The sequence below is a fragment of the Pseudarthrobacter sp. TE9888 genome, assembly GCF_056279345.1.
Map to the genome: position 1 here is coordinate 1,807,193 of NZ_JBWBRD010000002.1, position 25,282 is coordinate 1,832,474.

Annotated in this window: 26 protein-coding genes; 14 read left to right on the plus strand and 12 right to left on the minus strand. The window is 67.3% G+C overall.

Annotated features, from left to right (window positions below; translation table 11 throughout):
- The first annotated feature begins 50 nt into the window (after positions 1–50).
- Both ACZ9J7_RS09075 and ACZ9J7_RS09080 read left to right on the plus strand, forming a co-directional pair.
- The gene (locus ACZ9J7_RS09075) at positions 51–950 is read left to right on the plus strand and encodes a helix-turn-helix transcriptional regulator (RefSeq protein ID WP_476208784.1); all 900 of its coding nucleotides are present in this window, start codon (positions 51–53) and stop codon (positions 948–950) included.
- Between the two features lie 160 nt (positions 951–1,110).
- A complete protein-coding gene (locus tag ACZ9J7_RS09080; RefSeq protein ID WP_056331347.1) occupies positions 1,111–1,317 on the plus strand; it encodes a hypothetical protein in 207 nt (68 codons plus the stop codon).
- A gap of 71 nt (positions 1,318–1,388) precedes the next feature.
- Here ACZ9J7_RS09080 and ACZ9J7_RS09085 read toward each other — a convergent pair whose 3' ends face one another.
- Positions 1,389–1,601 carry a dodecin gene (locus ACZ9J7_RS09085; protein WP_141158437.1) on the minus strand — a complete coding sequence of 71 codons (213 nt, stop codon included), beginning with the start codon at positions 1,599–1,601 and terminating at the stop codon, positions 1,389–1,391.
- Between the two features lie 112 nt (positions 1,602–1,713).
- Complete coding sequence (locus ACZ9J7_RS09090; RefSeq protein ID WP_476208787.1) at positions 1,714–2,418, minus strand: FadR/GntR family transcriptional regulator; 705 nt, start codon at positions 2,416–2,418, stop codon at positions 1,714–1,716.
- 173 nt (positions 2,419–2,591) lie between these two features.
- Here ACZ9J7_RS09090 and ACZ9J7_RS09095 point away from each other — a divergent pair, with 173 nt between their 5' ends.
- From ACZ9J7_RS09095 to ACZ9J7_RS09125, 7 genes are all read left to right on the plus strand, one after another.
- The gene (locus ACZ9J7_RS09095) at positions 2,592–4,100 is read left to right on the plus strand and encodes a four-carbon acid sugar kinase family protein (protein ID WP_476208789.1); all 1,509 of its coding nucleotides are present in this window, start codon (positions 2,592–2,594) and stop codon (positions 4,098–4,100) included.
- A 63-nt stretch (positions 4,101–4,163) separates the two neighbouring features.
- Entirely contained in the window at positions 4,164–5,063 is a 900-nt protein-coding gene (locus ACZ9J7_RS09100) for an NAD(P)-dependent oxidoreductase (RefSeq protein WP_476208790.1), read from the plus strand.
- Positions 5,064–5,265: 202 nt separating this feature from the next.
- Positions 5,266–6,732: a GntP family transporter gene (locus tag ACZ9J7_RS09105; RefSeq protein ID WP_476208792.1), complete on the plus strand. Its 1,467-nt coding sequence runs from the start codon at positions 5,266–5,268 to the stop codon at positions 6,730–6,732.
- The gene (locus ACZ9J7_RS09110) at positions 6,732–7,583 is read left to right on the plus strand and encodes a class II fructose-bisphosphate aldolase (RefSeq protein WP_476208794.1); all 852 of its coding nucleotides are present in this window, start codon (positions 6,732–6,734) and stop codon (positions 7,581–7,583) included. The genes ACZ9J7_RS09105 and ACZ9J7_RS09110 overlap by 1 nt, the downstream gene beginning before the upstream one ends.
- 35 nt (positions 7,584–7,618) lie before the next feature.
- On the plus strand, positions 7,619–8,023 hold the full coding sequence (locus ACZ9J7_RS09115) for a DUF1304 domain-containing protein (protein ID WP_476208796.1): 405 nt from the start codon (positions 7,619–7,621) through the stop codon (positions 8,021–8,023).
- An 85-nt stretch (positions 8,024–8,108) separates the two neighbouring features.
- Complete coding sequence (locus ACZ9J7_RS09120; protein ID WP_476208797.1) at positions 8,109–9,428, plus strand: acyltransferase family protein; 1,320 nt, start codon at positions 8,109–8,111, stop codon at positions 9,426–9,428.
- A 15-nt stretch (positions 9,429–9,443) separates the two neighbouring features.
- Positions 9,444–9,773 carry a GNAT family N-acetyltransferase gene (locus ACZ9J7_RS09125; protein ID WP_476208799.1) on the plus strand — a complete coding sequence of 110 codons (330 nt, stop codon included), beginning with the start codon at positions 9,444–9,446 and terminating at the stop codon, positions 9,771–9,773.
- Positions 9,774–9,806: 33 nt separating this feature from the next.
- Here ACZ9J7_RS09125 and ACZ9J7_RS09130 read toward each other — a convergent pair whose 3' ends face one another.
- On the minus strand, positions 9,807–10,130 hold the full coding sequence (locus ACZ9J7_RS09130; protein WP_476208800.1) for a hypothetical protein: 324 nt from the start codon (positions 10,128–10,130) through the stop codon (positions 9,807–9,809).
- A 138-nt stretch (positions 10,131–10,268) separates the two neighbouring features.
- Positions 10,269–10,610, minus strand: a complete 342-nt coding sequence (locus ACZ9J7_RS09135; RefSeq protein ID WP_476208802.1) for a hypothetical protein — start codon at positions 10,608–10,610, stop codon at positions 10,269–10,271.
- A gap of 89 nt (positions 10,611–10,699) precedes the next feature.
- Between ACZ9J7_RS09135 and ACZ9J7_RS09140 the strand changes: the two genes are divergently transcribed.
- Positions 10,700–11,473, plus strand: a complete 774-nt coding sequence (locus tag ACZ9J7_RS09140) for an SDR family NAD(P)-dependent oxidoreductase (RefSeq protein ID WP_476208804.1) — start codon at positions 10,700–10,702, stop codon at positions 11,471–11,473.
- On the opposite strand, the gene ACZ9J7_RS09145 is transcribed toward ACZ9J7_RS09140, so the two are convergent.
- Both ACZ9J7_RS09145 and ACZ9J7_RS09150 read right to left on the minus strand, forming a co-directional pair.
- The gene (locus ACZ9J7_RS09145) at positions 11,441–12,577 is read right to left on the minus strand and encodes an FUSC family protein (protein ID WP_476208806.1); all 1,137 of its coding nucleotides are present in this window, start codon (positions 12,575–12,577) and stop codon (positions 11,441–11,443) included. The genes ACZ9J7_RS09140 and ACZ9J7_RS09145 overlap by 33 nt on opposite strands.
- Before the next feature lie 204 nt (positions 12,578–12,781).
- Positions 12,782–14,371 (minus strand): MFS transporter, encoded by a 1,590-nt coding sequence (locus ACZ9J7_RS09150; RefSeq protein ID WP_476208808.1) that lies wholly within the window; start codon positions 14,369–14,371, stop codon positions 12,782–12,784.
- A 436-nt stretch (positions 14,372–14,807) separates the two neighbouring features.
- Here ACZ9J7_RS09150 and ACZ9J7_RS09155 point away from each other — a divergent pair, with 436 nt between their 5' ends.
- Entirely contained in the window at positions 14,808–15,062 is a 255-nt protein-coding gene (locus ACZ9J7_RS09155; RefSeq protein WP_476208809.1) for a hypothetical protein, read from the plus strand.
- 151 nt (positions 15,063–15,213) lie between these two features.
- Here the strand turns inward: ACZ9J7_RS09155 and ACZ9J7_RS09160 are convergent, their stop codons facing one another.
- Complete coding sequence (locus tag ACZ9J7_RS09160) at positions 15,214–17,694, minus strand: ATP-dependent DNA ligase (protein ID WP_476208810.1); 2,481 nt, start codon at positions 17,692–17,694, stop codon at positions 15,214–15,216.
- A 40-nt stretch (positions 17,695–17,734) separates the two neighbouring features.
- Between ACZ9J7_RS09160 and ku the strand changes: the two genes are divergently transcribed.
- The 3 genes from ku to ACZ9J7_RS09175 all read left to right on the plus strand — a co-directional run bounded on the left by ku (position 17,735) and on the right by ACZ9J7_RS09175 (position 20,271).
- Positions 17,735–18,847 carry a non-homologous end joining protein Ku gene (gene ku, locus ACZ9J7_RS09165; protein ID WP_476208811.1) on the plus strand — a complete coding sequence of 371 codons (1,113 nt, stop codon included), beginning with the start codon at positions 17,735–17,737 and terminating at the stop codon, positions 18,845–18,847.
- 147 nt (positions 18,848–18,994) lie between these two features.
- On the plus strand, positions 18,995–19,843 hold the full coding sequence (locus ACZ9J7_RS09170) for a class I SAM-dependent methyltransferase (RefSeq protein WP_476208813.1): 849 nt from the start codon (positions 18,995–18,997) through the stop codon (positions 19,841–19,843).
- Positions 19,840–20,271, plus strand: a complete 432-nt coding sequence (locus ACZ9J7_RS09175; RefSeq protein ID WP_476208815.1) for an SRPBCC domain-containing protein — start codon at positions 19,840–19,842, stop codon at positions 20,269–20,271. The genes ACZ9J7_RS09170 and ACZ9J7_RS09175 overlap by 4 nt, the downstream gene beginning before the upstream one ends.
- Before the next feature lie 120 nt (positions 20,272–20,391).
- On the opposite strand, the gene ACZ9J7_RS09180 is transcribed toward ACZ9J7_RS09175, so the two are convergent.
- The 5 genes from ACZ9J7_RS09180 to ACZ9J7_RS09200 form a co-directional block, all read right to left on the minus strand.
- Positions 20,392–20,670, minus strand: coding sequence for an HPr family phosphocarrier protein (locus ACZ9J7_RS09180; protein WP_142131405.1), 279 nt, complete (start codon positions 20,668–20,670; stop codon positions 20,392–20,394).
- Positions 20,671–20,736: 66 nt separating this feature from the next.
- Positions 20,737–22,836 (minus strand): PTS fructose transporter subunit IIABC, encoded by a 2,100-nt coding sequence (locus ACZ9J7_RS09185; protein ID WP_476208818.1) that lies wholly within the window; start codon positions 22,834–22,836, stop codon positions 20,737–20,739.
- Between the two features lie 2 nt (positions 22,837–22,838).
- Positions 22,839–23,819 carry a 1-phosphofructokinase family hexose kinase gene (locus tag ACZ9J7_RS09190; protein WP_476208819.1) on the minus strand — a complete coding sequence of 327 codons (981 nt, stop codon included), beginning with the start codon at positions 23,817–23,819 and terminating at the stop codon, positions 22,839–22,841.
- Positions 23,816–24,622 (minus strand): DeoR/GlpR family DNA-binding transcription regulator, encoded by an 807-nt coding sequence (locus tag ACZ9J7_RS09195; protein WP_476211824.1) that lies wholly within the window; start codon positions 24,620–24,622, stop codon positions 23,816–23,818. Before ACZ9J7_RS09195 ends, ACZ9J7_RS09190 begins: the two co-directional genes overlap by 4 nt.
- A gap of 259 nt (positions 24,623–24,881) precedes the next feature.
- The gene (locus ACZ9J7_RS09200; RefSeq protein WP_476208821.1) at positions 24,882–25,139 is read right to left on the minus strand and encodes a DUF6458 family protein; all 258 of its coding nucleotides are present in this window, start codon (positions 25,137–25,139) and stop codon (positions 24,882–24,884) included.
- Positions 25,140–25,282 lie beyond the last annotated feature (143 nt).

A 25,282-nucleotide genomic window follows, 5' to 3' on the forward strand; every position in this document is an offset into this window, starting at 1 on the left:
TCCTACCTTCGTGGTGGAGCAGGCCGTCCCGCACGGGCACAATGGTCTGCATGGGTCAAAGCGCCGAGTTCGGAAAATTCCTCAAAGCCATGCGGTCCCGGTTGAGCCCGGATGTTGCCGGGACGGGACCCAGCACGGGGGCACGCAGGGTTCCCGGCCTGCGGCGCGAGGAAGTGGCGCGGCTCGCCGGTGTGAGCACCGACTACTACGTCCGGCTGGAGCAGGGCCGTAACATCCACCCGTCCCGCACCGTCCTGGACGCCGTGGCCCGGGCCCTCCGGCTGGACAGCAGCGAGCACGCGCACATGCTGGACCTCCTGGAGAACTGCGCAGGAGCTCCCCGCGAGCCCGGCGCCAACGCCGCCCAGGGTGTCCGCCCGGCGCTGCGCCAGCTCCTGGACGCGGTGGGGGAGGTGCCCGCCATGGTGCTGGGCCGCCGAAACGATGTCCTGGCCGGCAACAGGATGGCCTTCCTCCTGTTCACCGATTTCCCTTCGTTGCCCCCCGCGGAGCGCAACCTGACCCGTTGGACCATCCTGGACCCCGCGGCGCGGGAGCTGTTCAGGGACTGGAAGACGGTTGCCGCCGAAGCGGCGGGATCCCTGAGGCTGGACGTGGGCCGGCACCCCAATGATCCCCAGGCCAGCCATCTGGTGGGCGAGCTGGCGGTCCACAGCGAACACTTCCGCCAATGGTGGGCGGGGCACCGGGTGGCCACGCGGGCCGCCGGTACCGTCCGGTTGCATCATCCGTCCGTGGGGGACCTGGAACTGAACTTTGAAAACCTGGTCCTGCCGGAGGATCCCGACCAGACGCTGAGGGTGTATTCCGCCCGCCCGGGGTCGCCGTCGTCGGACGCCCTGGCGCTGCTGGGAAGCCTCGGGGCCGTGCCGGACGTGGACCCGGAACGCGACGCCGCTGCCCCAACCCAGGCCGAAGCCGCAGGCTGACCGGTCCGCCCGGCGGGACCCGGGTGTGAGCAACTGTACATTCGTCCAGCGAAGTCGGGTGATTCTGGCCAGCCGCCCATTGGGCTGTGGACGGGCGTTTCCTAGGGTGGGAGTACATGCTTACCCACGCCCATTTTCAACACCCAGGATGGTCTCAACGATGAAACGCATCGCCCTGCTGAAGGAACGCCAGGCATCCGCCGGCGCCGCGTCCACCGCTACCGGTTCGCACTGCCCGGCTTCGGGTCTGTGGAGCCCGGACCTGGACCCGCACACCGTCCTGTCCTTCTTTGAAGGCCATGTCTTCCCGGCGTTCGACGGCGTACCCACCGTGTGGCGGCGGCGCAGCCCGGGCACCGCAAACTAAGAGCCGCCTTAAACACGACCGACCCGCAGCCGGCGCTGGAAACGCGCCGGCTGCGGGTCAGTTTGCTTGGCCTAGTGTTCTTCCAGCCGGAAACCGATCTTGATGGTCACCTGCCAGTCCGCGATCTTTCCGTCTTCAAGGTGTCCGCGGACCTCCTTGACCTCGAACCAGTCGAGGTTGCGCAGGGTCTTGGAAGCCTGGGCAATTCCGTTGCGGACGGCGTCGTCCACTCCCTGGGTGGAGGTGCCGACAATTTCAGAAATGCTGTACGTGTGGTTGGACAACTTCGCTCCTCGTGATCATCGTTGCTCCCGGTTGCGGGCCGTCCTTGAAGCCTAGTGGGCCTGCGGGAGCGTTGAACAGGGTTCCACGGCAACGGGAACAGCGGACGCAGGCCTACTTGGCGTCCAGGACCAGCTGCTTCAGGTCATCGAGCGTCTGCTGCATGTGCGCATCCATGGCCTGGCGTGAGCGGGCGGCGTCGCGGGACTCCAGTGCTTCGGCGATGTTCTGGTGGTGGCCAATTGCGTGCTCCTGGATTGCCGGAACGGCGGAGGTCTCGGCCCTGCGCTTTTCCAGTACGCGATGCAGCGGCTCGAAGAGGACAGAGACGAACACATTGCCGGAGGCGCGCAGGATGACGTCGTGGAAGGCGAGGTCTGCTTCCACGAAGGCTGCGACGTCGTTGATGCTGTGCGCGGCTTTCATCGCCGAAATGTAGTTGAAGAGGGAAGTGATGTCTTCCTCGACAATCCGTCCGGCCGCCAATTCGCAGGCACCCGTTTCGAGCATCCTGCGCAGCTCGATGAGCTGGATGGAGGCATCGGCGTCGTTCTTGCCCTCGGACGCGGCCCGGAGCACGGCTTCCAGCGAGGCCCAGCGGCTCAAGGGATTGACGAAGGTCCCCCTGCCGCGCTCTACGCTGAGGATGCGCTGGGCCTGCAGTGTCTTCATCGCCTCGCGCACGGTCATGCGGCTTACTTCGTGGCGCGCGCTCAGCTCATGCTCGCCGGGAACGACCGAGCCGGGCGGAAACTCGCCTTCGATGATGCGGTCCAGCAGCTCATCGGCCACCACGCCCACCAGTGACTTCCTTGCCATGTTCCCCCCGATCACTCTTTCCGGCCGACGCCTGGCGGATATGTCAGACAAGTGTACTTGCGCGTCCGTATGCCGTGTGCCACACTAATTTTCGAATGCAAGATGTCTGACATCTTACAGTTACCTTTACATCAGGATCCGCGAGCCCGGATCGCTACACAACGGAGTGCACTGTGACGCATGAAGCAGACGTTCTGGCCGCCTATCCGGCAGACCTCGAGATTCCCGCTGCGTTGGTTGCTGCCACGCTGGCCGCTTCCAACGCCGACGTTCCCCGCGTCCTGGTAGTCCTCGACGACGACCCCACCGGCACGCAGTCCGTGGCGGACCTGCCGGTGCTCACCCGCTGGGAAGTGGAAGACTTCACCTGGGCCTTCGGGCAGGGCAAACCTGCCGTATACGTCCTGACCAACACCCGCAGCCTGGACCCGGCAGAAGCCGCAGCCCGCAATGAGGAAGTGGTCCGCAACGCCCTGGCAGCGGCAGGATCGACGGAGCCCGCCGGATCCAGTCTTCGGCTGGGCTTCGTCAGCCGGAGCGATTCCACCCTTCGCGGCCACTTCCCCCTGGAGCCGGACGTCATCGCAGCCACCGTTGCGGACGTCAGCGGCGAAAAGACCGACGGCGTCGTCCTGGTCCCTGCCTTCCCCGACGCCGGCCGGCTCACCATTGGCGGCGTCCATTACATGCGCGGCACCGGTGACGCCACGGGAACCCTGGTCCCCGTCTCCGAGACCGAGTTCGCCAAGGACGCCTCCTTCGGTTTCAGCACGTCCGTCATGGCAGACTACATCGCAGAGAAGTCACAGGGCCGGTTCCCGGCAGATTCAGTGATCGTCCTGGACCTGGACATCATCCGTGCAGGTGCCTCCGCGCAGGACCCGGCCATCTCCGCCAAGGCGATCGCCGATGCCATCGAGCCGGCCACCGATTCCACCCCCATCGTCGCGGACATCGTCACCGAAAACGACTTTCGCGCGCTGGCCCTGGGCCTGGAAGAAGCCGAGCGCCGCGGCAAGAAGCTCCTGTACCGCGTTGGCCCGCCGTTCGTCCGCGGCCGCATTGGCCAGGAAGTACGCACCGCACTCACCGCCGAAGAGGCCTACGCGGGCAACACCCCGTCCGAGGCCGGCGGCCTGATCGTGGTGGGCTCGCACGTTGGCGTCACCACCCGCCAGCTCAACGTCCTCACCGCGGAACACGGCTCCGCGCGCATCATTGAGATCGACGTCGAGAAGCTCCTCGGTGCCGAGCCGGACGCCAAAGCCCACCTGGACCAGACCGTGGACGCCGTCGTCGAGGCCCTCCACGCCGGGGATGTCATCGTCCATACCAGCCGCCTGCTCATCAAGACCGACGACCCCGCCGAAAGCCTGCGGATCGCGCGGACCGTCTCCGCCGCCGTCGTGGACGTGGTCAACCGGACCCTGAAGACTTTCCCGCCCCGTTTCGTCATCGCCAAGGGCGGCATCACGTCATCCGACGTGGCAGCCCATGGCCTGGAAATCCGCCACGCGATCGTCCGCGGCCCCATGCTGCCCGGCATCGTCTCCCTCTGGGAACCGGTGGACGGCCCCGCCAAGGGCATCCCGTACATCGTCTTCGCCGGGAACGTGGGCGACGACGACTCCCTGGCCCAGGTCACCCGCAAGCTCAGCAACACATCCCCACTCGCCCCCTAACCTCGCAAGCTCGGCCAGGGAACCCGGCGAGCGTGGCCCCTATTCAATTCAACGGAGAACACCATGACCAGCAACTACACCGTCACCGTCCTGGGCCTTGGCGCCATGGGCCTGCCCATGGCCACCCGCCTGGCTTCCCAGCTGACCGTCCACGGCTTCGACATCGCCGAGCCCCGCCTGGAGCTGGCCCGGGAAGCCGGGATCGCCACCTTCACCACGGCCCGCGAAGCGGCCAAGGGTGCCGACGCCGTCCTCCTGGCCGTCCGCAACGGCGAACAGCTCAACGACGTCCTCTTCGGCGAGAACGGCGTGGCCTCCGTCCTGGAGCCCGGCGCCGTGGTCATCCTTGGCAGCACCGTCGGCACCGACGCCATCCCCGCCACCGTGGCCAAGCTGGCCGAATACGGCGTGGACCTGGTGGACGCCCCGCTGTCCGGCGGCCCCAAGCGCGCCGGCGAAGGCGACCTGTTGATCGTCGTCGGCGCTTCCCCCGAGGCCCGCGAAAAGGCCGCTCCCGCCCTGGACCTGCTCGCCTCCACCCTCACCGTGGTGGGCGACAACCCCGGCGACGGCCAGGCACTGAAGACTGTCAACCAGCTCCTGTGCGGCGTCCACATTGCCGCCGCCGCCGAGGCCCTCGCCCTGGCCGACGCCCTGGGGCTGGACCAGGCCAAGACCCTCGCCGCCCTGGAAGCAGGCGCCGCCGGTTCCTTCATGCTCTCCAACCGCGGCCCGCGCATCCTCGAGGCCTACAACGAGGAAGGCGCCGAGGTCCTGTCCCGTCTCGACATCTTCGTCAAGGACATGGGCATCGTGGGCAAGGCCACCCGCGCCGCCGGCCTGGCAGCCCCCGTTGCCGCCGCCGCCGAACAGCTCTACCTGCTGGGGCAGGCCCAGGGCCTCGCCGCCGCCGATGACTCCGCCGTCATCAAGGTGGTTGCCCCCGCCAAGCGCACCAGGTAGCCCAGCACCCCACGAAGCCCTGCGCACCTTATAAGCCACCCTCCTGCCCTTGCGGCACAAAGGTGCGACGACGGCGGTCCCCCCTCCACCGTCGTCGTACCTCCCAGCGCTGCCGGCGCAGTCCCGCAGCGTTAATCCCCACCCCACCATTCCCTGATGCCCCCCTGCCCCGGGACCGGCACGTCCAAGGAGACATCCCCCTGTGAACCACCTAATTAACCCGCTGCTGCAGCGGGCGGCCGATGCCCCGGCCATTAAGCCCGCCGTCGAGCTGGGCACCCCGGTACTGCTCACCATCGCAGCGGTGGGCATCGCCATCCTGCTGGTGATGATCATCCGCTTCAAGATCCAGGCCTTCGTGGCCCTGCTGACGGTCAGCATCCTGGTGGCCGTCGCCGCGACCATTCCGCTGCAGGACATCTTCACTGTGGTCTCCAGCGGTGTGGGCAGCACCATGGGCAAGGTTGCCATCCTGATCGCGCTCGGCGCCGTGCTGGGCCGCATGATCGAGGTGTCCGGCGGCGTCCAGTCCCTCGCGGACCACTTCACCCGCAAGCTCGGCGCGCGCCGCGTGGCCGTGGCGCTGACCGCTGTCGGCTTCCTGGTTGCCATCCCCGTCTTCTTCGAGGTGGGCATCATCGTGCTGGTGCCCATCGTGTACGCGTTCGCCAAGATCGCCAAGGTGCACCCGGTCAAGTTCGGACTGCCCATGGCCGGCATCATGCTCTCCATCCACGTGGCTGTCCCGCCGCACCCGGGAATCGTTGCCGGCGCAGGCGTCCTCGGGGCTGACATCGGACTGATCGCCCTGATCTCGCTCCTGATCTGCGTGCCGCTGGGCTTCCTGTCCTACTGGGTGGCTTCCATCATGAACCGCAAGGACTACGAGCTGCTGCCCGCGGTGAAGACCCAGGTTGAAGAGTTCGGTTCCAAGTCACTGGTCAAGGTGGGCCACGACGGTCCCGGTGCCGCCGCCATCGCACCCCCGCGCCCGGGCCTGATCATCTTCCTGATCGCAGCGCCCATCGTGCAGATCCTGCTCGGCACTGTCGGCACGCTCGTCATCCCCAAGTCCGATCCCCTGTACGGCCTCGCGTCCTTCATCGGCAACCCCTTCCTGGCCCTGCTGGTGGCCGTGGCGCTGTCCTTCTTCCTGCTGGCGGTCCGCCGCGGCTGGTCCTTCAAGGAAACCGGCGAGATCTTCGAGGGCTCCCTCCCGCCCATCGCCTCCATCCTGATGGTGGTGGCAGCCGGCGGCGTGTTCGGCAACGTGCTGCAGGTTTCGGGCATCGGCGGCGCTCTCTCCAAGACGCTGGACACCCTCGGCGTGCCGCTGCTGCTCCTGGGCTTCATCATCTCGCTGGCCCTTCGCGCCGCCCAGGGTTCAGCCACCGTGGCCATCGTGACCACCACCGGCCTGCTGTCCGCCGCGGTCAGTGGTGGCGGCTACAGCCCTGCACAGATCGCCGTGATCGTCATCGCCATCGGCTTCGGTGCCCTTGGCCTGTCCCACGTGACGGACGCCGGCTTCTGGGTGGTGGTCCGGTACTACGGCCTCACCGTCTCCGACGGACTCAAGACCTGGACCGTCCTGACCACCATCCTGGGCCTGGCCGGCTTCGCGCTGACCTTCGTAGCCTGGATCCTGGTGGGAGGCCTGGGCGCCTGATGCATACCCGACTGGACCACCTGGTCACCTCCGCCCTCCAGCAGGGCTCCGCCGTCCCGGCCTTCACCTGCTACGACTTCACCACCGCGCTGGCAGTGGTGGCCGCCGCCGAGGACGCCGGCCGGGGAGTGATCCTGCTGGTGGCCCCCAAGACCGCCGCCACCCCCAACGGGCTCCGTCTCATTGCTGCCCTCCGTGGACTGGCGGACGCCGCCGCGGTGCCGGTCGCCGTGCAGCTTGACCACGCTGCAGACCTTAAGGTCATGGCCGACGCCGTCGCGGCAGGGGCGGATTCCGTCCTCGCCGACGGTTCGTCCCTCCCTTACGAGGACAACATCGCGCTGGTCCGGGCGGCCCGTGCCCTGCTGGGCGCCGACGTGGTGCTTGAGGCGGAGCTGGGCGGCCTGGCAGGGGATGAGGACCGTGCTTTCGAGGCCGGCCAGTCCGGCGTCGAGGTGGCGGGCCTGACCGACTCCGCACAGGTGGAGGACTTCGTGTCCCGCACCGGCGCGGAACTGCTGGCCGTCGCCGTGGGCAACGTCCACGGCAAGTACAAGGGTGAGCCCAGGCTGCGCTGGGACGTGCTGCAGGACATCGCGGCGCGGATCCACATCCCGCTGGTACTCCACGGTGCCTCCGGCATCCCGGCCGAAGAACTGGTCAAAGCCGCGGCCATGAACGTTGGCAAGGTCAACTTCAACACCGAACTGCGGACCGGCGTGCTGGCCACCCTCCAGGAGCAGCTTCCCGCCCACCGCGCCGACGGTGAAAACCTGCGGGGCCTGCTGGCGCTGTGGAACCAATCGGCGAAGGTGTTTGCCGGTACCACGCTGGCCACGCTGGCGCGGTAGGACCGTCCCGTGAAGGGGGAGGCTAGGATCGAGCAATGATCCTGGCCTCCCTTCTTTTTGCCTTCCTCGCCGCCGCGCTGCACGTCTTCATCTTCACCATGGAGTCCCTCACCTGGACCCGGCCCGCCACCTGGAAGCGGTTCGGTGTCGCCTCCCAGCCGGACGCCGAAACCACCAAATCCCTGGCGTACAACCAGGGCTTCTACAACCTGTTCCTGGCCATAGGCGCATTTATCGGCGTGGGCCTTGTGGCTTTCGGGGGTGCCGGATCGGCGCAGGCCGTGGCAGGCTGGACCCTCATTTTCAGCTGCTGCGGCTCCATGCTGCTGGCGGCCGCCGTCCTGGCGCTCACCGGACGCAAGTACCTCCGCGCGGCCGCAACCCAGGGCACCACGCCGCTGCTCGCCGTCGTCCTCGGACTGCTGGCAGTGCTGCAATAGCAGCAGAAGGGACGGAAGTCCTCAAACCGGGCAGGCAACGGGGGCACAATAGAGCCGTGGGCAGCGTCGAATCGTTGTAGGTCCCATGCACAGCACCGTAGGGCGGGGGACAGGAACCGGGGCGGACACGGCGGGCCGTGATCCGGCCATCGACCTTGTCCGTTTCATCTGCCTGGCGCTGGTGGTGGTGGGCCACACCATGATGGTCAGCCCGGTCCTGCACCCCGACGGGACGGTCACCACCCAGAATACCCTGGCCGAGCAGCGCTGGTTCGAGCCCATCATCTGGATCTTCATGGTGATGCCGCTGTTCTTCGTCACCGGCGGCGTGACCGGGCTGCAGTCCTGGCGCCGGCTGAAGGCAAGCGGCGGCACCGCGGCCCAGTTTATCCGCGCCCGGCTCCTGCGCCTGCTCCGCCCGGCCACCCCGCTGCTGGCAACCATGGTGGCGGGGTTGTCCCTGGCGGCCGCCCTCGGCGTCGACCGCCAGGTGGTCCAGCTGATGGCGGCAGGGGCGGCCATGCCCCTGTGGTTCCTGGCCGCCTACCTTGCGGCGCAGCTGAATATTCCGGTGCTGGCTGCACTGCACGCCCGCGCCCCTTGGCTGTCCTTCTGCCTGCTGGCCGGGCTGGTGGTGGCGGTGGACTGCCTGCGCGGCGTCCTGCCGGACCTTGCCAATGCCAACCTGGTGTTCGTCTGGTGCGCGGTACAGCAGTTGGGATTCCTGGCCGCCGACGGCTACTTCTCCCGCATTTCCCGGTCCGGTCTGCTGGGCCTGGCTGTGGCGGCCCACCTGCTGCTGGGACTCGTGACCGGGCTGGGGCTGTACCGCGGAAACATGCTGGTGAACCTCAATCCGCCCAACCTGACCCTGGTGATCCTGGCGGTTCCGCAATTGGCCGCGATGGAACTGGCAGGTCCGGTCCTGGTGCCGCTGGCGGAGGTGCGCTGGATCGGGCGGCTGCTGGTGCTGGCCGGCAGCAGGTCCCTGACGGTGTACTTCTGGCACCTGCCATTGCTGGTGGGCATGTCCGGGCTCCTGCTCCTCGCACCCGTCCCCATGCCGGAATCCGGCAGCGCCGAATGGTGGTGGTCGCGGCCCCTGGTGGTGCTGGCCCTGGTCATCCTGCTCCTGCCGGTGGCCGCAGCGTTCGGCCGCCTGGAGGATCGGACGACACCGCCTTCCACCCTCCGCTGCCGGCCCGCCATGGCTGGGGCCGCCGTCGTAGTGGCCTTCATTCCCGTGGCCGACGCCGCACTCAGCGGACTGTCGCTGGGACTGCTGGCAGCCGGAACGGTGTGTTTCTCGGCGGCCCTCCTGTTGCTGCGCGGTTCACCGCTGGGCCGACGGCAGCCCTTCCGGCGCCGCCATGGCCGAAGGACCATTGCCAGCGGACTGAAGTAGTGCCAGTGTCGAACCATGACCGAGAACACCACGTCCGCGGAGGACAAGTTCACCGCCAATGTCTCGCTGAGGCGCAACGACGAGCAGCATTGGTACGAGCTCCTGGTGGACGGACGGCTCGCGGTGCAGGCCTTCTTCCACGACCTTCCCGGGCACATCGACTTCACCCACACCGAAACCGGCCGGGATTTTGAGGGACAGGGGCTGGGAAAGGTCCTGGCTCACTTCGCCTTGGACGACGTGGTGGCCACGGGCAAGCGGATCATCCCGCATTGCCCGTTCATTTCCAGCTACCTCCGCAAACACGAAGGCTACGAGCAGTTCGTCGATTGGCCGGAAGGATGATCCCGGGCCGCCGGCATTAGTGCCGGCTGCGGGTCAGCTGGCCAGGGCCTGGTCGCTGACCGCAGCCGCGGCACCTGGATCGTCAATGGTGAAGCCGCACGCGCAACGGTAGGTGACGATGCTCTCGGGGACGGAGCCGGGACGCAGGGCCACCACGGTGTTGCCGTCCACGTAGACGGGCTGCCGGACCGGAAGTTCGTCCGGATCGACGCGCTGCATAGGCGTACGGCAGTGCATGCGCGAGTTCAAGGTCATCAGCAACCCGGCGTCCACGGGTACGGTGGCGGACAAGAGCTGCCCAGCTGCCTCGGTGCGTTCCCCAGACGCCGTCAGCTGGTGTTCCATTGCGGTGGTCATTATGTTCTTCCTTGGGCTTCTTCACGGAACCGCCGGCGGTGGCAGCCCCGCCGCGAACTGCTTGCGGAGGTTCATCTATCACCACAAGCAAAGCATGCTTACTAAATGTTGCACAAGTTGCCGGTGGGAAATTGTTGCTCAGCCACGCCTGCGCTGCCACTCCCAGGCGTGCCAGAAAAGCAGTACGACCAGGGCCGCGAAGCCCATCAAGACCAGATGTGGCGCGAACGTGAACAGCACGAAGTCGAGGGACAAGCCGTTGCCCATGGGCCCTATGGACACCGGGCCCCGCAACAGGGTGCCCAGGCCCGCCGCAATCATGGCAGCGCACACCAGCCACAGCACCACGATGAACGGGTTGGGCGCCCGCAGTCTCTGTGCAACCACTTCCGGCCCAGCCCCGTCTGCCTCAGGCGCCACCGGCTGTCCGTGCCTGTCCACTTCACGGAATCCAAGCGTCCCGGATTTTTGCTGTTCCATGTTTCCCCCTCCACGGCGGCAGCCCGGCCGGCTGCCGGCGGTACCAGCCTAGCGGCCCGCAAAATACTCCCGCTGGCTAGGCTTGCAGCATGACGCCAACCAGCACCCGAACCACAGCACTCGTCACCGGCGCCAGCGCCGGCCTGGGCCACGAATTCGCAAAGCAACTCGCCGCCCAGGGGCATGACCTGGTGCTGGTGGCCCGCAATGCCTCCCGGCTCGCGGCAACGGCGGAGGAATTCCGGGGCCGCTATGGCATCTCGGCTGAGGTGCTCCCCGCGGACCTGACGAACGATGACGACGTCGCCGCCGTCGTCGAACGCCTCAAAGACGCGGCACGGCCGGTGGGGATCCTGGTGAACAACGCCGGGATCGGCCTGCTGCACAACTTCGAGGACAACCACCCGGCGGAGGAGGCGAGCCACCTGAAGCTGCACGCGGAAACGTCCATGGTGCTCACCCACGCTGCCCTCAAGGGCATGCTGGAACGCGGCGACGGCAGGATCATCAATGTGGCCAGCGTGGCCGCGTTCCTGCCGCGCGGCACCTACTCGGCTGCGAAGGCATGGCTGGTGAGTTTCAGCCGGTGGGCCAACCTGGCCTACCGCAAGCGCGGCGTCAAGGTCACGGCTGTCTGCCCTGGGTTCACCCATACCGAATTCCACGACCGGATGGGAATGGACAAATCGGTGGCCCCGTCCTGGACGTGGCTGCGCGCGGAGCGGGTGGTCAGGGAAGGCCTGGCGGACAACGAACGCGGCAAGGCGGTGTCCGTCCCGTCCAAGCGCTACAAGGTGGTGGCAGCGGTGGCCAAGGTGGCTCCGGCGCGGCTAATGGCCGGGCCGGCGCGGAAGCCGAAGTAGGCCGGAGTTCCTGTCCGTAGGGCGGGGAGTGCCCTTCTGCGGCCTCGAACCGGACCTGCGGACGGCCACCACCACCAGGATCCCCAGCAGCGCGCCCACCAACGTCTCCACGGCCCGCTCGAGGATCAGGACCCTCGGTTCGATGGGGGAGGCCAGCTGGGTCATCAGCAGGATGACGGGGGTGAACCAGACCATGGCCAGGCCATAGTGCCGGGTCATGAACAGTTCAGTGGCGAATTGGAAGAGGATCACCAGCAGGGCCAGCACCACTGCCCGGTGCACCGGCTCCTGCAGCGCCGGGTACAGGGCGGACAGGGTCCACGGCCCCGGAATGAGGACGACGGCGGTGACCCCCAGCCCAAGGAACGTCCCCACGATGCGGTGGACACCCCGCCGGACGCTGCTGGGCAGGTCTGCCCCGGCCAGGGGGACGGCGGCCGCAGCCATGGCCCAATGCGGGTGGCCTGTGCCGCTGATGACGCCCACCGTCCCGGCAGCGCCCACCGCCAGGACGTACCGGGCGGCGTGCACTGACAATTCCCGGCGCCCCGCCGCCGAACGGCGCGGGACGCTCCGGGTGGCCCCTGGTTCCCAGGACCGGCGCCGCACCCAGCCGCTGAATCCAATCAGGATGGAGAACACGGACGATCCCACTGCGATCAGCAGGGCGGCGTACCAGGGGACTGCGGTGGGCACCGACGCACAGGCGCCCAGGGCGAGGATCCCGAAGAACGGCCCGTTCGGTTTCAGCCGCACCCTGTCCGCGTAGACCGAGCCGACGCCGGCCAGTGTGGCTTCCACGGCCACCAGCCACCAGGAATGGATGTGGTTGATGGACAGGGTTACTCCCACGGCCACGCCGGTGAGCAGGACCAGGGCACCCTGGCCCTGGTGGCGGAGCCGCAGCTGGTGCGGTTCCTGCCGGCCGTACATGCCGGTCAGCGCGCCGAAGACTGCGTAGACGATGAGGTCCGTGCGGCCCGCGGCCAGCAGGAGCAACGAGGGGACAGCCACGCTGATGGCCACGCGGAGGGCGGCAAGGTGGTCTCCGTTGGCGGGTTCGAGCCGGTGGAGTGCGCGCACCTGCTCCTTTACGCGCTTCATGGTCGACCTGTCCTGTTTTTGGTGGTGTACTGCAGCCCGCGGGCCCTTGTGAACGTATCATCGCGCCGCGGGCACCGTCATCTGCTGTCAGTCATAAGGGGACATCAGGCGGGCACGCAAAGGCCCGCCCAGCGTGCTTCCCCCAAGGAAGCACGCGGGACGGGCCTGTGAGCGTGGGCTACAAGAATGCCCGGGAGGCTGGGCCTATGCCCCGGCCGGGACCCCGCGGTGTGCGTGGGGGTCGGTGCCGTCCTGGGTGTCGAACGGCAGTTCGTCCAGGTTGATCAGCGGGTTCTCGTCCTGGGTCGCCACCAGTTCCTTGGCCTCTGCCTGGGTGTCAACGCTGGGCATCGATCCCGGGAGCGGCCGGTTGGCGGATTCCTTCAGGAAGTAGATGGCCACGGCGCCTACCAGGGAGGTGGCCATCAGGTAGTACGCCGGCATCATGTCGTTGCCGGTGGCCCCGATCAGCGCGGCCACGATGAACGGAGTGGTTCCGCCGAAGATGGCTACGGCGAAGTTGTAGGCAATGCCCATCGCTCCGTAACGGCTGGAGGTGGGGAACTGGGCCGGCAGTGCCGATGCCAGGTTGGCCACGTAGAAGGTCACAGGGAAAGCGATCAGCGCCAGGCCGGCGAGGGTGGACCAGATCTGCCCAACGCCAATCAGCATGAAGGCCGGGATGGCAAGGACGATAGTACTGACAGCGCCGATCCAGAGCACGGGGCGGCGGCCAATCCGGTCGGAGAGCTTGCCGGTCAGCGGGATGCAGAGGCTCATGACCACCAGGACGGGAATCGTCAGCAGCGTGCCGTGCACCTCGTCGTAACCCTTGGACTCGGTCAGGTACGTGGGCATGTAGGACGTCAGCGCGTAGCCGGCAGTGTTGGCAGCGGCCACAACAACCATGGCCACAATGATGGGGCGCCAGTAGGCCTTGACAATCCCCACGGGTCCCTTGGCCGTTGCGGTGTCCCCGGCGGAGGCGTTCTTGGCGTTTTCTTCCTGGGCATCAAGGGTGGCCTGGAACTGCGGCGATTCCTCGATCTTGCTCCGGAAGTACACGGCGATCAGGCCCAGCGGGCCGGCCACGAGGAACGGGATGCGCCATCCCCAGTCCTCCATGGTGCCCTGGCCCAGGGTCAGCTGCAGGACAGACACCAGTGCGGCGCCGATCGCGAAGCCAAGGTAGCTGCCAAGGTCCAGGAAGCTGGCAAAGAAGCCGCGGCGCTTGTCAGCGGCGTATTCGCTGACGAACGTGGTGGCACCGGCGTACTCGCCGCCGGTGGAGAACCCCTGGATGACCTTGAGGAGCACCAGCAGGGCGGCCGCCCACAGTCCGATCTGGGCGTAGCCGGGCAGCAGGCCGACGGCGAACGTGCTGGCCGCCATGATCATCAGCGTGGTGGCCAGGATCTTCTGCCGGCCGATCTTGTCGCCCAGCCAGCCGAAGATCACGCCGCCCAGCGGACGGGCGATGAAGGTGGCGGCAAAGGTTCCCAGCAGGAACAGCGTCTGGGTGGTGGGATCGGATTCGGGGAGGAAGACCGGGCCCATGGTGGTGATGAGGTAGCCGAAAACGCCTACGTCGTACCATTCCATGGTGTTGCCAACGATGGTTCCGCCGAGTGCCTTCTTCAGCATCGGCTGGTCAACTACGTTGACATCGGATTCCTTGAGCCGGCGGCGCGGCAGCAGCCTGGGCTTCTTGGCAGCCGCGGGGGCTGCCGGGTCGGTTCCGCGGGCGTTCCTGGCGCCAGCTGGAGAGTGGTTACTGCTTCGGTCTGTGGGCATTTGGGCAACTCCTGTGGAGGTCATTTGCTTGCGACTTGTAGCTGCCCCGCTCCGGGCAGGCCTTCAATTTTACGGGAAATCAGTATCGTGGGCTCGCCGGATGGCCTAGGATACGCCCGTTTGAACCCCCGGAAGGGGTGTGATCCGAAGATTTTTTCCGGCGGTTTTCCCGCGTAATCATTGGGAAGCAGGCTGACGATGCGGATTGTTACCGAACTTTTTCGTTTGCAGCCGGTTTCCGGGCTGTTTTGGGCTGCGTTGGCGCACCAAAAGTGACCGCGGCCACCGTCCGTGAAGGGGGTTCACAGGAGCCTTTGACGTGCCTATGGTAGAGCGATGAACACACTTCTTTCCGGGCGGTAGTCCACGCGCGCCCGGGCGCTTTTGGTTGGCGTTTCGTTTCGAGGAAGAACGAGGGAGAGAAGGAAAACAGACCATGGAAGAATCCAGCCAGTTCCACATCAAGCCTGAGGTCGCGGACCACCTTGCCGCAGCCATGGACGCACCGTTGACGCCCGGCCCGGCCGCGCCCGGGGCCGCGCCCCTGGCCGGGCAGGGCGGTTGGCCGGACGGCTACGGGAACCGGCGGCACCCGAAGGACCGCAACGCGGGCCATGGGCGGATGGGCCACGAGGCCGCCGTGGTGGCGGTCCACCGGACCGGCCGGCCGCAGATGCCGCACTCGTCGTAGCGTGCGGCGGGCGCACCTGCAGCACCCTGCGATGGGCTCCCTGCATGTCGACACCTGAATGACCTGGCGCCCCCGAAAAGACGGGGGCGCCAGGTCATTTGTGCGTCGTGGACCAGCTTGCGCGTCGAAAAACGGCTGCCGGGCGCCGGAGTCAGCTTTCCCGGACCACGTCCGACGGATCCTTGTCCACGCGCCAGCCCCGCCAGCGGGGATGCCGGAGCCTGCCCGGCCCCGTCCACTCGCTGTAGGTCACCTCGCCGACCAGCTCCGGTGACACCCAGTGCGCATCAGCGGAATCCGGGCGGGGGACGTCGTGGAAGGGTGAGGTTTTCCGGCCAAGGCGTTCCACCGTCTGCCGCAGTTCCGTGAGCTCCCGGCTGCTGAAACCGGACCCCACGCGGCCCACGTACTGCAGCTTGCCGCCGTCGGGAATGCCCACCAGCAGCGACCCCACGGTGTCCTGGCGGCCGCCCTTTCCCGGCCGCCAGCCACCCACCACCACCTCCTGGGTCTGCTCCGTCTTGAGTTTGATCCAGGTCCGGGTCCGCTGCCCGCTCACGTACCGGCTGTCCGTCCGCTTGGCCATCACCCCTTCAAGGCCAAGCTCCCGGGCGCTTTCGAGGAGGAGGTCCACGGATTCTTCGAGCACCGTGGACAGGTCCACCGGGCAGCCGGAGGGCACAAAAAATTCCTCCAGCCGCTGCCTCCGTGTGCTGAGGGGCAGCCGCCGAAGGTCCTTGCCGTCGTCGAAAAGGAGGTCGAACAGCATCAGCTGGACCGGGATGGCGGTGCGGGCTTTGGCGACGTCGGCCGCCCGGGTGAGTTTCATCCGTCCCTGCAGCAGGCCAAAGTCGGGCCTTCCGCCTGGCCCGACGGCGATAATCTCACCATCAGCCACGAACGGCTGCTCCGGCCAGGAGGCCCGGTCCGTGAACTCGGGATAGGTCTTGGTGACATCATTGCCGTTGCGGGAGAAGATGCGGACCTTCTCGCTGTCCGCCACCAGGAGGGCCCGGACCCCGTCCCACTTGAGCTCGTACTGCCACGAACTGCCCTGCAGGTCTGCCGCACCCCCGGCGGTGGCCATCATGGGTGCGTAGTCCAGGGGATTGGCGGACGCACTGGTGGCTGGTGCCGGGGCCGCGGCAGGCTCCTTGCCGCCGGCGTCCCGGGACGGTTCCTGTGCCGCCGCCGGAGCCGCATGCCGCCGTCGTCCGCCCCGCTGGTCCTGGTCCATCAGGTGGATGAGCCACTGGCCGCCGTCGTCCGTGCCCTGGCCGCGTCCGGTGTGGATGAGCGCCACTTTCCTGCTGCCGCCCAGGCCTCCGCCTTCGGATCCGGCCAGCGTGACGATGACTTCCTTGCCGTTGATCCACTTGTGCAGCTCATACGTGCCGGTGTCCCAGATGGTCATTTCACCCGCCCCGTACTGGCCCTTGGGAATGGTCCCGTGGAACGTGAGGTAGTCCATGGGATGGTCCTCGGTCTGGACCGCCAGGTGGTTCTTGTCCCCGGCCGCGGGAATGCCCTTGGGGAGGGCCCACGACGCCAGGACGCCTTCGTGTTCCAGCCGCAGGTCCCAGTGCAGCCGGCTGGCATGGTGCTCCTGGATGACAAAGCTGTTGCCGCCGGAGGGGATCCCCGCAAATGGTTCCGGTGTTTCCCGCGGGTCCCGCATGGAGCGGTACCTGCCCAGGCGCGGGTCGCCGTCGTGCGTGTCCTCCTGGCCGGCGGCACCTGCCGCGGCGTTGACGACGGCGGCGAACGGGTCCTTTCCGTCGCGCACCCGGCGCAGCACCTCCTGGTAGTCCAGGTGCTTGAGCTTCGGTGACTGGATTTCGCGCCACGTCCGAGGGGCGGCCACCATGGGCGTGGGCCTGCCGCGCAGCGAGTAGGGGACCACGGTGGTTTTCGCGGCATTGTTCTGGCTCCAGTCCACCAGCACCTTTCCCTGTCGCAACGTCTTCTTCATGTCACTGACGGCAAGGTCCGGGTGGTCCGCTTCAAGGGCGCGCGCCAGTTCCCGGGCGAAGGCGGAGATTTGTTCCGAGGTCTGGGTCCCGTCCAGTGCCGCGTAGAGGTGGATGCCCTTGCTGCCGCTGGTGACCGGCACCGGGTCCAGGCCCACATCCTGCAGGATGGCCCGGGCCAGGAGGGCCACCTCGCGGCATTCCGGCAGTCCGGCGCCCTCGCCCGGGTCCAGGTCCAGCACCAGCCGGTCCGGGTTGAGCTGGTTGCCGTGCGAATCCACCCGCCACTGCGGCACATGGATTTCGAGCGAATTGATCTGGCCGAACCACGTCAGCGTGGCGGTGTCATTGACCAGCGGGTAATGGATGGTCCGGTCCTTGTGGGTGATCGCTGCCCGCGGCAGCCAGCCGGGCGCCGAATCCTCCAGGTCCTTCTGGAAGAACACCTCGCCCGGTTTGTCCGCGGTGCCCACGCCGTTGACCCACCGCTTGCGGGTTGCCGGGCGGTTCGCCGCCGCCGGGATCAGGACGTGGGCCACCGCGGCGTAGTACGCCAGCACGTCGGCCTTGGTGGTGCCGGTGTCCGGATAGATGATTTTGTCCAGGTTGGTGAGCGTGAGTTCACGTCCCGCCACCCGGACACGTTCCCTGCTACCTGCCACGGGTCTTCACCTCCGGCCCGCACTGATGTTGACTGTAGGAATGAGAGCCATCTGGAAAGGTGCCATCGCGTTCGGGCTGGTCAACGTGCCCGTGAAGGTCTACAGCGCCACTGAGGATCATGACATCAGTCTGCACCAGGTCCACAACGCCGACGGCGGCCGGATCCGCTACCAGCGCCGGTGCGAGGTCTGCGGTGAGGTGGTGGACTACTCGGATATCGAGAAGGCGTTCGAGGAGGACGGCCGCACGGTGGTGCTGTCGAAGGACGAGCTCAAGTCGATTCCCGCCGAGAACAGCCACGAAATCGAAGTGGTGCAGTTCGTTCCGTCCGAGCAGCTCGAACCCATGATGTTCGAGAAGAGCTACTACCTGGAGCCCGATTCCAAGTCGCCCAAGGCCTACGTCCTGCTGCGCCGGGCGCTGGAAGACACGGACCGGGTGGCCGTTGTCCAGTTCGCGCTGCGGGAGAAGACGCGGCTGGGTGCCCTGCGGATCAAGGACGACGTCCTGGTGCTGCAGTCCCTACTCTGGCCCGACGAGGTGCGGGAGGCAAGCTTCCCGTCCCTGGAAGCGGACATCAGGATCTCCGCACAGGAACGTGACATGTCAGCGGCCCTGGTGGAGTCCATGGCTGCCGACTTCGAGCCGGAGTCCTTCACCGATGAGTACCAGGTGCAGCTCCGCCAACTGATCGAGGCCAAGCTGGAACAGGGTGAATCGCTGGACACCGAGGAGACCTTCGGCGTCGAAGCCGGGGAAGGCGGCAAGGGCGAGGTCATCGACCTCATGGAGGCCCTCAAACGGAGCCTGGACCGGAAGCGCGGCGGCGGGGAAGGTGCCTCCACCGGCGGCGCGTCCGACGATGAAGCGGACACCGGCGACGATGAAGCTGCGGCTGCCAAACCTGCCCGCAAATCCTCAGCTGCGAAGACATCCGGCTCGAAAACAGCCGGTGCCCGATCGTCCACAACGAAGGCCCCGGCTGCGAAGACCGGAACGGACGACGCGAAACCTGCCGCGAAATCCACGGCGTCCAAATCAGCAGCGGCCAAATCCACTCCGGCCAAATCTACGGCCGCCAAATCCACCGCAGCCAAGTCCACCGCAGCCAAACCCGCCGCCAAGACCTCCCGGGCCCGCAAGCCGGCCTGACCGGCTGGGCTGGACGGGGGCGCCTGCCGGCCGGCAACAGCGCCTTTACAGCAGCCTTCATCGCGTCCACAATGAGTCGCATCACGGCCTCCGCTGTGCCAACAGCGTGCTGTCACCGATGAACCGGACACGTAGAGGGGCACGGACATGAGCCAGCAGACCGATGCAGCGGAGGCGGACCGGGAGCTTAAGAAGAAGCACCGGGCCATGTGGGCGTCGGGGGACTACCCCGCCCTGGCGGATGAGATGCTCCTGGAACTCGGAGCCGTCCTGGTGGAGGCCTGCGGCATCAGGTCGCGCCAGCGGGTGCTGGATGTTGCCGCGGGAACCGGGAACGCGGCTATTCCGGCAGCCATGATGGGCGCCGAAGTGGTGGCCAGCGACCTCACCCCGGAGCTTTTCGAGGCGGGGCGCCGGGAAGCTGCAAACCGGGGCGTCAGCCTGGAGTGGCAGGAAGGGGACGCCGAAGCCCTGCCGTTCGGCGATGCGGAGTTCGACGCGGTGATGTCCTGCATCGGCGTGATGTTTGCCCCCCATCACCAGGCCGCCGCCGACGAATTGCTCCGGGTCTGCAAACCCGGCGGTTCCATTGGCCTGCTGTGCTGGACGCCGGAGGGTTTCGTCGGGCAGATGTTGGCCGCCCTGAAGCCTTTCGCCCCGCCGCCCCCGCCGGGCGCGCAGCCGGCCCCGCTGTGGGGGAGCGAAGAGCATGTCCGTGAACTGCTGGGCGCCAGGATCACGGACGTCCACACCCGCAAGCAGAACCTGGCTGTCAGGAGCTTCCACCAGCCCGGGGACTTCGTCAGGTACTTCAAGTCGCACTACGGGCCCATCATCTCCGTGTACAAGTCGCTCGCCGAGGACCAGGAAAAGGTCAAGGCCCTGGACAAGGCCCTGACCGACCTTGCGGATTCCTTCGGTGACGCGCACGGCGATTCCCCGTTCCAGATGGAGTGGGAGTACCTGCTCTTCACGGCAAGAAAGGCTGCAGCATGACCGAAAACCATGTGGCAACGTCCGTCACCAGCATCGACGCCGCGCCGGACCGTGTGTGGGAGGTGATTACCAACCCCGCCGCCGTGAAGGAGTTCATGTTCGGGGCCACCCTGCAGACCGACTGGAAGGTCGGCAGCCCCATCACCTGGCAGGGTGAGTGGGAGGGGAAGCCCTTCCAGGACAAGGGCCGGATCGTGGCGGTGGAACCGGGCCGGAAACTGGTGTACACCCACTTCAGTCCCTTGTCCGGCCAGGCGGACCAGCCGGAGAACTACCACACGCTCGAATGGACGCTGGAGGACCAGGGCGGTGCCACGAAGCTTTCGCTGTCGCAGGACAACAACCCCAGCGAGGAAGCTGCCGCGCACTCCAAGGGCATGTGGGACAAGCTCGTGGCGGACGTAAAGGCGCTCGCCGAGCGCGGCTGACTGCTGCCTGCCCGGCCGGGCGGAAGGCTTAAAGCCAAGCGGCCGTCGTCGGACGTTTCCCTTTCGGAGGAAAGCCCGACGGCGGCCGCCGGCGTTGCACTGCTGGAGGCAGCGTGGCTGCTACTCGGCGTCGTGGTCCGTTTCCAGGATTTGCACCAGGCGGTCCAGCGCGTCGTCCGCGCCCGCACCTTCGGCGCGGAGGACCACCACGTCGCCGTGCGAGGCGCCCAGGCTCATGAGGGACAGGATGCTGGCGGCATCCATCGCCTCATCGGCCGGCTCGCCTTCACGGGCAATGGTGATGTCCAGGTCGAACTCTCCGGCTGCCTCGGCAAAGATGGCGGCCGGGCGGGCGTGCAGGCCCACGCGGCTGGCAACGGTTGCGGTGCGTTCTGGCATTTTTGCTCCTTTAGTCTTTCGGCGTGCTGATGGTTCAGCGCCGGGAAGGTATGTGGCTAAACCGGATCAGACGGTTACGGGAACCGGTTCAACCGTATCAACCGTCTTCTTGACTGCCCAGCGCTTCAGGGCGATGACCGAGAGGGCGGTGATCACCGTACCGACGGCGATCGATACGACGAACATCAGGAAGTTGTCGATGGCGAAGAAGACGAACAGGCCGCCGTGCGGTGCCTTGGATCCGACGCCGGCAGCCATGGAGATGGCGCCGGTCACCGCGCCGCCCAGCATGCTGGCGGGGATGACGCGCAGCGGGTCGGCGGCGGCGAACGGGATGGCGCCTTCGGAGATGAAGGACGCGCCCAGCAGCCAGGCTGCCTTGCCGTTTTCCTGCTCCGCCAGGCTGAAGAGCTTCTTGTTCAGGACGGTGGAAGCCAGCGCCATGGCAAGCGGCGGAACCATGCCCGAAGCCATGACGGCGGCCATGATCTGCCACGGTGCCTGGTTGTCGATGGTTGCGGCACCGAGGCCGGCGACGGCGAAGGAGTATGCGACCTTGTTGACCGGGCCACCGAGGTCGAAGCACATCATCAGGCCGAGGATCACGCCGAGGGCGATGGCCCCTGCACCGGTGAGTCCGGAGAGCCAGGAGTTCAGGCCGTTGGTGATGGCGACGATGGGGCCGCCCAAGATCAGGAACATCAGGCCGGATGCCACCAGGGAAGCCAGCAGCGGGATGATCACCACGGGCATCAGGCCGCGGAGCCAGCGTGCCACCTGCAGGCGGCCAACGACGTGGGCGATGTAGCCGGCCAGCAGGCCGCCGACGATGCCGCCCAGGAAGCCGGCACCCATGAACCCGGCTACGGCACCGGCGACGAAGCCGGGGGCGATGCCCGGGCGGTCAGCGATGGCGTAGGCGATATAGCCGGCAAGTGCCGGGACCAGGAATCCGAGGGACAAGGCGCCGATCTTGAACAGGACGGCGCCGAGGTAGGCGCCCAGCGGGCCCCAGGCGTTGTCCGGGAACTGGGTGGGCAGGTTGAACAGGCTGTTCTGGACAACGATGGTGTCCGCGTACTTGGTGATCAGGTAGCCGCCCATCAGGAAGCCGAGCGCGATCAGCAGGCCACCGCCGGCCACGAACGGAATCATGTAGCTGACGCCGGTGAGCAGGGCCTTCTTGAGCTTCTGGCCGATGTGCTCACCCTTTTCCTCAGCCTCGTGCTCGGCCTGCTCCTCCGCGCCGAAGTGCGGGACGCGGCGGGCGTGGGGGTTGTCGGCGGCTGCGAGTGCTTCCTGGACCATCTTCTCCGGCTCGTCGATGCCGCGCTTGACCGGGGCGTTGATGACGGGCTTGCCGGCAAAGCGTTCCTTGCCGCGCACGTCAACGTCCACGGCGAAGATCACGGCGTCCGCGGCCGCGATGACCGCGGGGTCCAGTGCCTTGGCGCCGGAGGAACCCTGGGTTTCCACCTGCAGGTCTACGCCTACTTCCTTGGCGGCTGCCACCAGGGAGTCGGCCGCCATGTAGGTGTGGGCGATGCCGGTGGGGCATGCGGTCACCGCTACGAGGCGCTTGGGTCCACGGCCTGCGGAAGCAGCCGGGGCACCTGAATGGGCGCCGGCAGCGGCGGCACCTGCGGCTCCGGCAGTTGCGCCGGCGCCCACGGGCACCGCGTCAGCCGGGGCAGTTGCGGCGTGCGCGGCAGGCTTGTCCGCCAGTGCACCGTCCACGAGCTCCACAATCTCCGCTTCGGAGGAGGCGTTGCGGAGGGCCGCGGTGAAGTCCTTCTTGATGAGGGACCGGGCCAGCTTGGAGAGCAGCTTCAGGTGCTCCTGGTCCGCCCCGTCCGGAGCGGCGATGAAGAACACCAGGTCAGCGGGGCCGTCCTTGGCGCCGAAGTCCACCTTCGGATTCAGGCGGGCCATGGCCAGGGTGGGTACGGTGACGGCGGCAGAGCGGCAGTGCGGGATGGCGATGCCGCCGGGGATGCCCGTGGCGGTCTTCTGCTCGCGGGCGAACGCATCGGCGAAGAGGCCTTCGACTTCTGATGCGCGTCCGGTGGCAGCTACCTTGCTTGCCAGATGCCGGATCACCGTCTCGGGGGCGTTGCCCAGGTTCTGGTCGAGCTCGACCAGGTCCGTGGTGATGAGCTGGGTCACTGTCAATCCTTTCGAAGGGCCGTGATGGTTACGGCATCCGGGGTGGTTTGGTTTACTGCCGGCACAGTGGAACCCGGCAGCGAGGCAGCGGCGGCACCGTGGGCCACCGCCTGGCGAAGGCAGTCGGCGGGGGCGGCGCCCCGGCCGTGGGCAAGCAGGTAGCCGGCAAGCGCGGAGTCGCCCGCGCCCACCGTGCTGACTGCGGCGACCGGCGGGTGCGTGGCCAACCACGCGCCGTCGGCCGTGACGAGGACAGCTCCCTTGGAACCGAGAGTTGCCAGCACAGCACCCACACCGGAACGTACGACGGCGGCTGCGGCGGCTGCGGCAGCCGTTGGGTCCGCTTCCAGTTCGTCACCGGATGCCGGGGGGAAGCCGGCAGCTGCGGCCAGCTCAGCCAGTTCCTCGGCGTTGGGCTTCAGGAGGTCCGGCATGCCTTCCGCGCCACCGGTGAGGGCGGCGGCGAGGGGCAATCCGGACGAGTCGACGGCGATGCGCGGGGCGGCGCCGTCGGCGGAGGAACGCAGGCGGTGGGCAACCGTCGCGTAGAAGTCTGCAGGGAATCCGGGCGGCAGCGAACCTGCCAGGACCACCCAGCCGGCACCGCGGGAGCTTTCCACCAGGAGCTTGATGAGGGCTTCCTGCTGGTTCTCATCCAGCGCGGGGCCGGGCTCGTTGATCTTGGTGGTTACGCCGCCGGGCTCGGTGAGCGCCACGTTGGTGCGCAGCGGCTCGTCGATGGGAAGTGACACGAACGGCACCGCGCTTTCGCGCAGGCCGGCCAGGACGGGATCGCTGTCCGCGCCGGGGAGGACGGCGAGGGAGTCCAGCCCGGAGGCCACCAGGGCGCGGGAGACGTTGACGCCCTTGCCGCCGGACTCCTGCCGGACGGAGACGGCGCGCTGGACCTCGCCGCGTTCCAGCGGGCCCGGGAGGGCTACGGTGCGGTCAAGGCTGGGGTTGGCGGTGAAGGTGACGATCATGCGACCACCACATCAACGCCGGCCTCTTCCAGGGCTGCTGCGAGTTCAGGTCCGGGTTCACTGTCTGTTATCAAGGTGTCCAGATCTTTCAGGGAGGCGAACTGGACCAGGGTTTCCGTGTCCAGCTTGGAGGAGTCGGCCAGCACCACAATGCGGCGTGCCGACTGGACGAAGGCTGCCTTGACGGCGGCTTCTTCAGGATCGGGAGTGCTGACGCCGAAGGTGGCGTGGATGCCGTTGGTCCCGATGAATGCGATATCAGGGCGGATACTGGCGGCAGCGTTGACCGTTGCCTGCCCCACGGCCACCTGGGTGAGGCCGCGGACCCGGCCGCCCAGGATCTGCAGGGCAATACCGGGAACGTTGGAGAGCTTGCCGGCAATGGGTACAGCGTGGGTGATGACCACCAGTTCGTGCCGGGGGCCGGTTCCGTCGGAGGGCTCGACGGCGGCCCGGCGGCCCAGCAGGTCGGCAAGGACCTCGGTGGTGGTTCCGCCGTCCATCAGGACGCTGGCGGAGGAGTTCCGGGGTATGAGGGCGAGTGCTGCCTCGGCGATGCGGACCTTCTGGTCCGGCCGCTGGATGGCCCGTTCGGTGACGCTTTCTTCCGTAGTGCTGAAGCGGTCTGCGGCCACGGCACCGCCATGGACGCGGCGGACCGTGCCGGCGTTTTCCAGGGCGGCGAGGTCCCTGCGCACCGTTTCGGTGGTGATGCGGAAGCGCTCAGCCAACAGGGTCACACTGACCCGGCCGCTGCCGGCGACAAGCTCGGCAATCTGCTGCTGGCGCTCTTCGGCGAACACGTACCCTCCGTTGCGTAGGTCCTGCTGGGTGCCCGCCTGTTCCGTTCCCGGCTTCGGCGTGACTGGCATCACATTGATGTTGAGTTACTTGACTTTATCTTTGCTTCTGTTGGTTTGTCAATGGAAACCAACATGAAACAAGATCGAGCCTGAAATCTTTTCGGGGGCGCGAAAAAGCCGGGCCGGACCCTTGAAGGTCCGGCCCGGCTCTCCGGTTCATTGGTGACGCCCCGGGATCCCCGTCCCTGCCTGCGCCAGGCTAGATGCCGCCGTCCCGGCTTTCGTGCCGCGTGATGCGTTCGCCGGTGTTGGGATCGATGACGGAACGCGATTCGCTGACCCGGCGGCTGCGGCCGGGGGAAGCGAGGACCAGTGACGCGATCAACCCGATCACGCCCACGGCCATCAGGATGTACCCCACCAGTTGCTGGTCCACGAAGGGGATCAGGCCGGGGGCTACCGCCCAGGCAAGGATGGCGCCGAGGGCGATGAGGAAGATGGATGAGCCGATTCTCATGACTTGCTCCTTATGGCCGCGGCCTGCACGGCGCTGGTAGGGCGATACGGGAGGGTGGTACGTACACTGCCAAAAGCTAAGCCTGCTGTCTGTCAAGCGTCACGCTACCTCCCGGTGATTCCCGTTTCAATCACCGTGCCGGG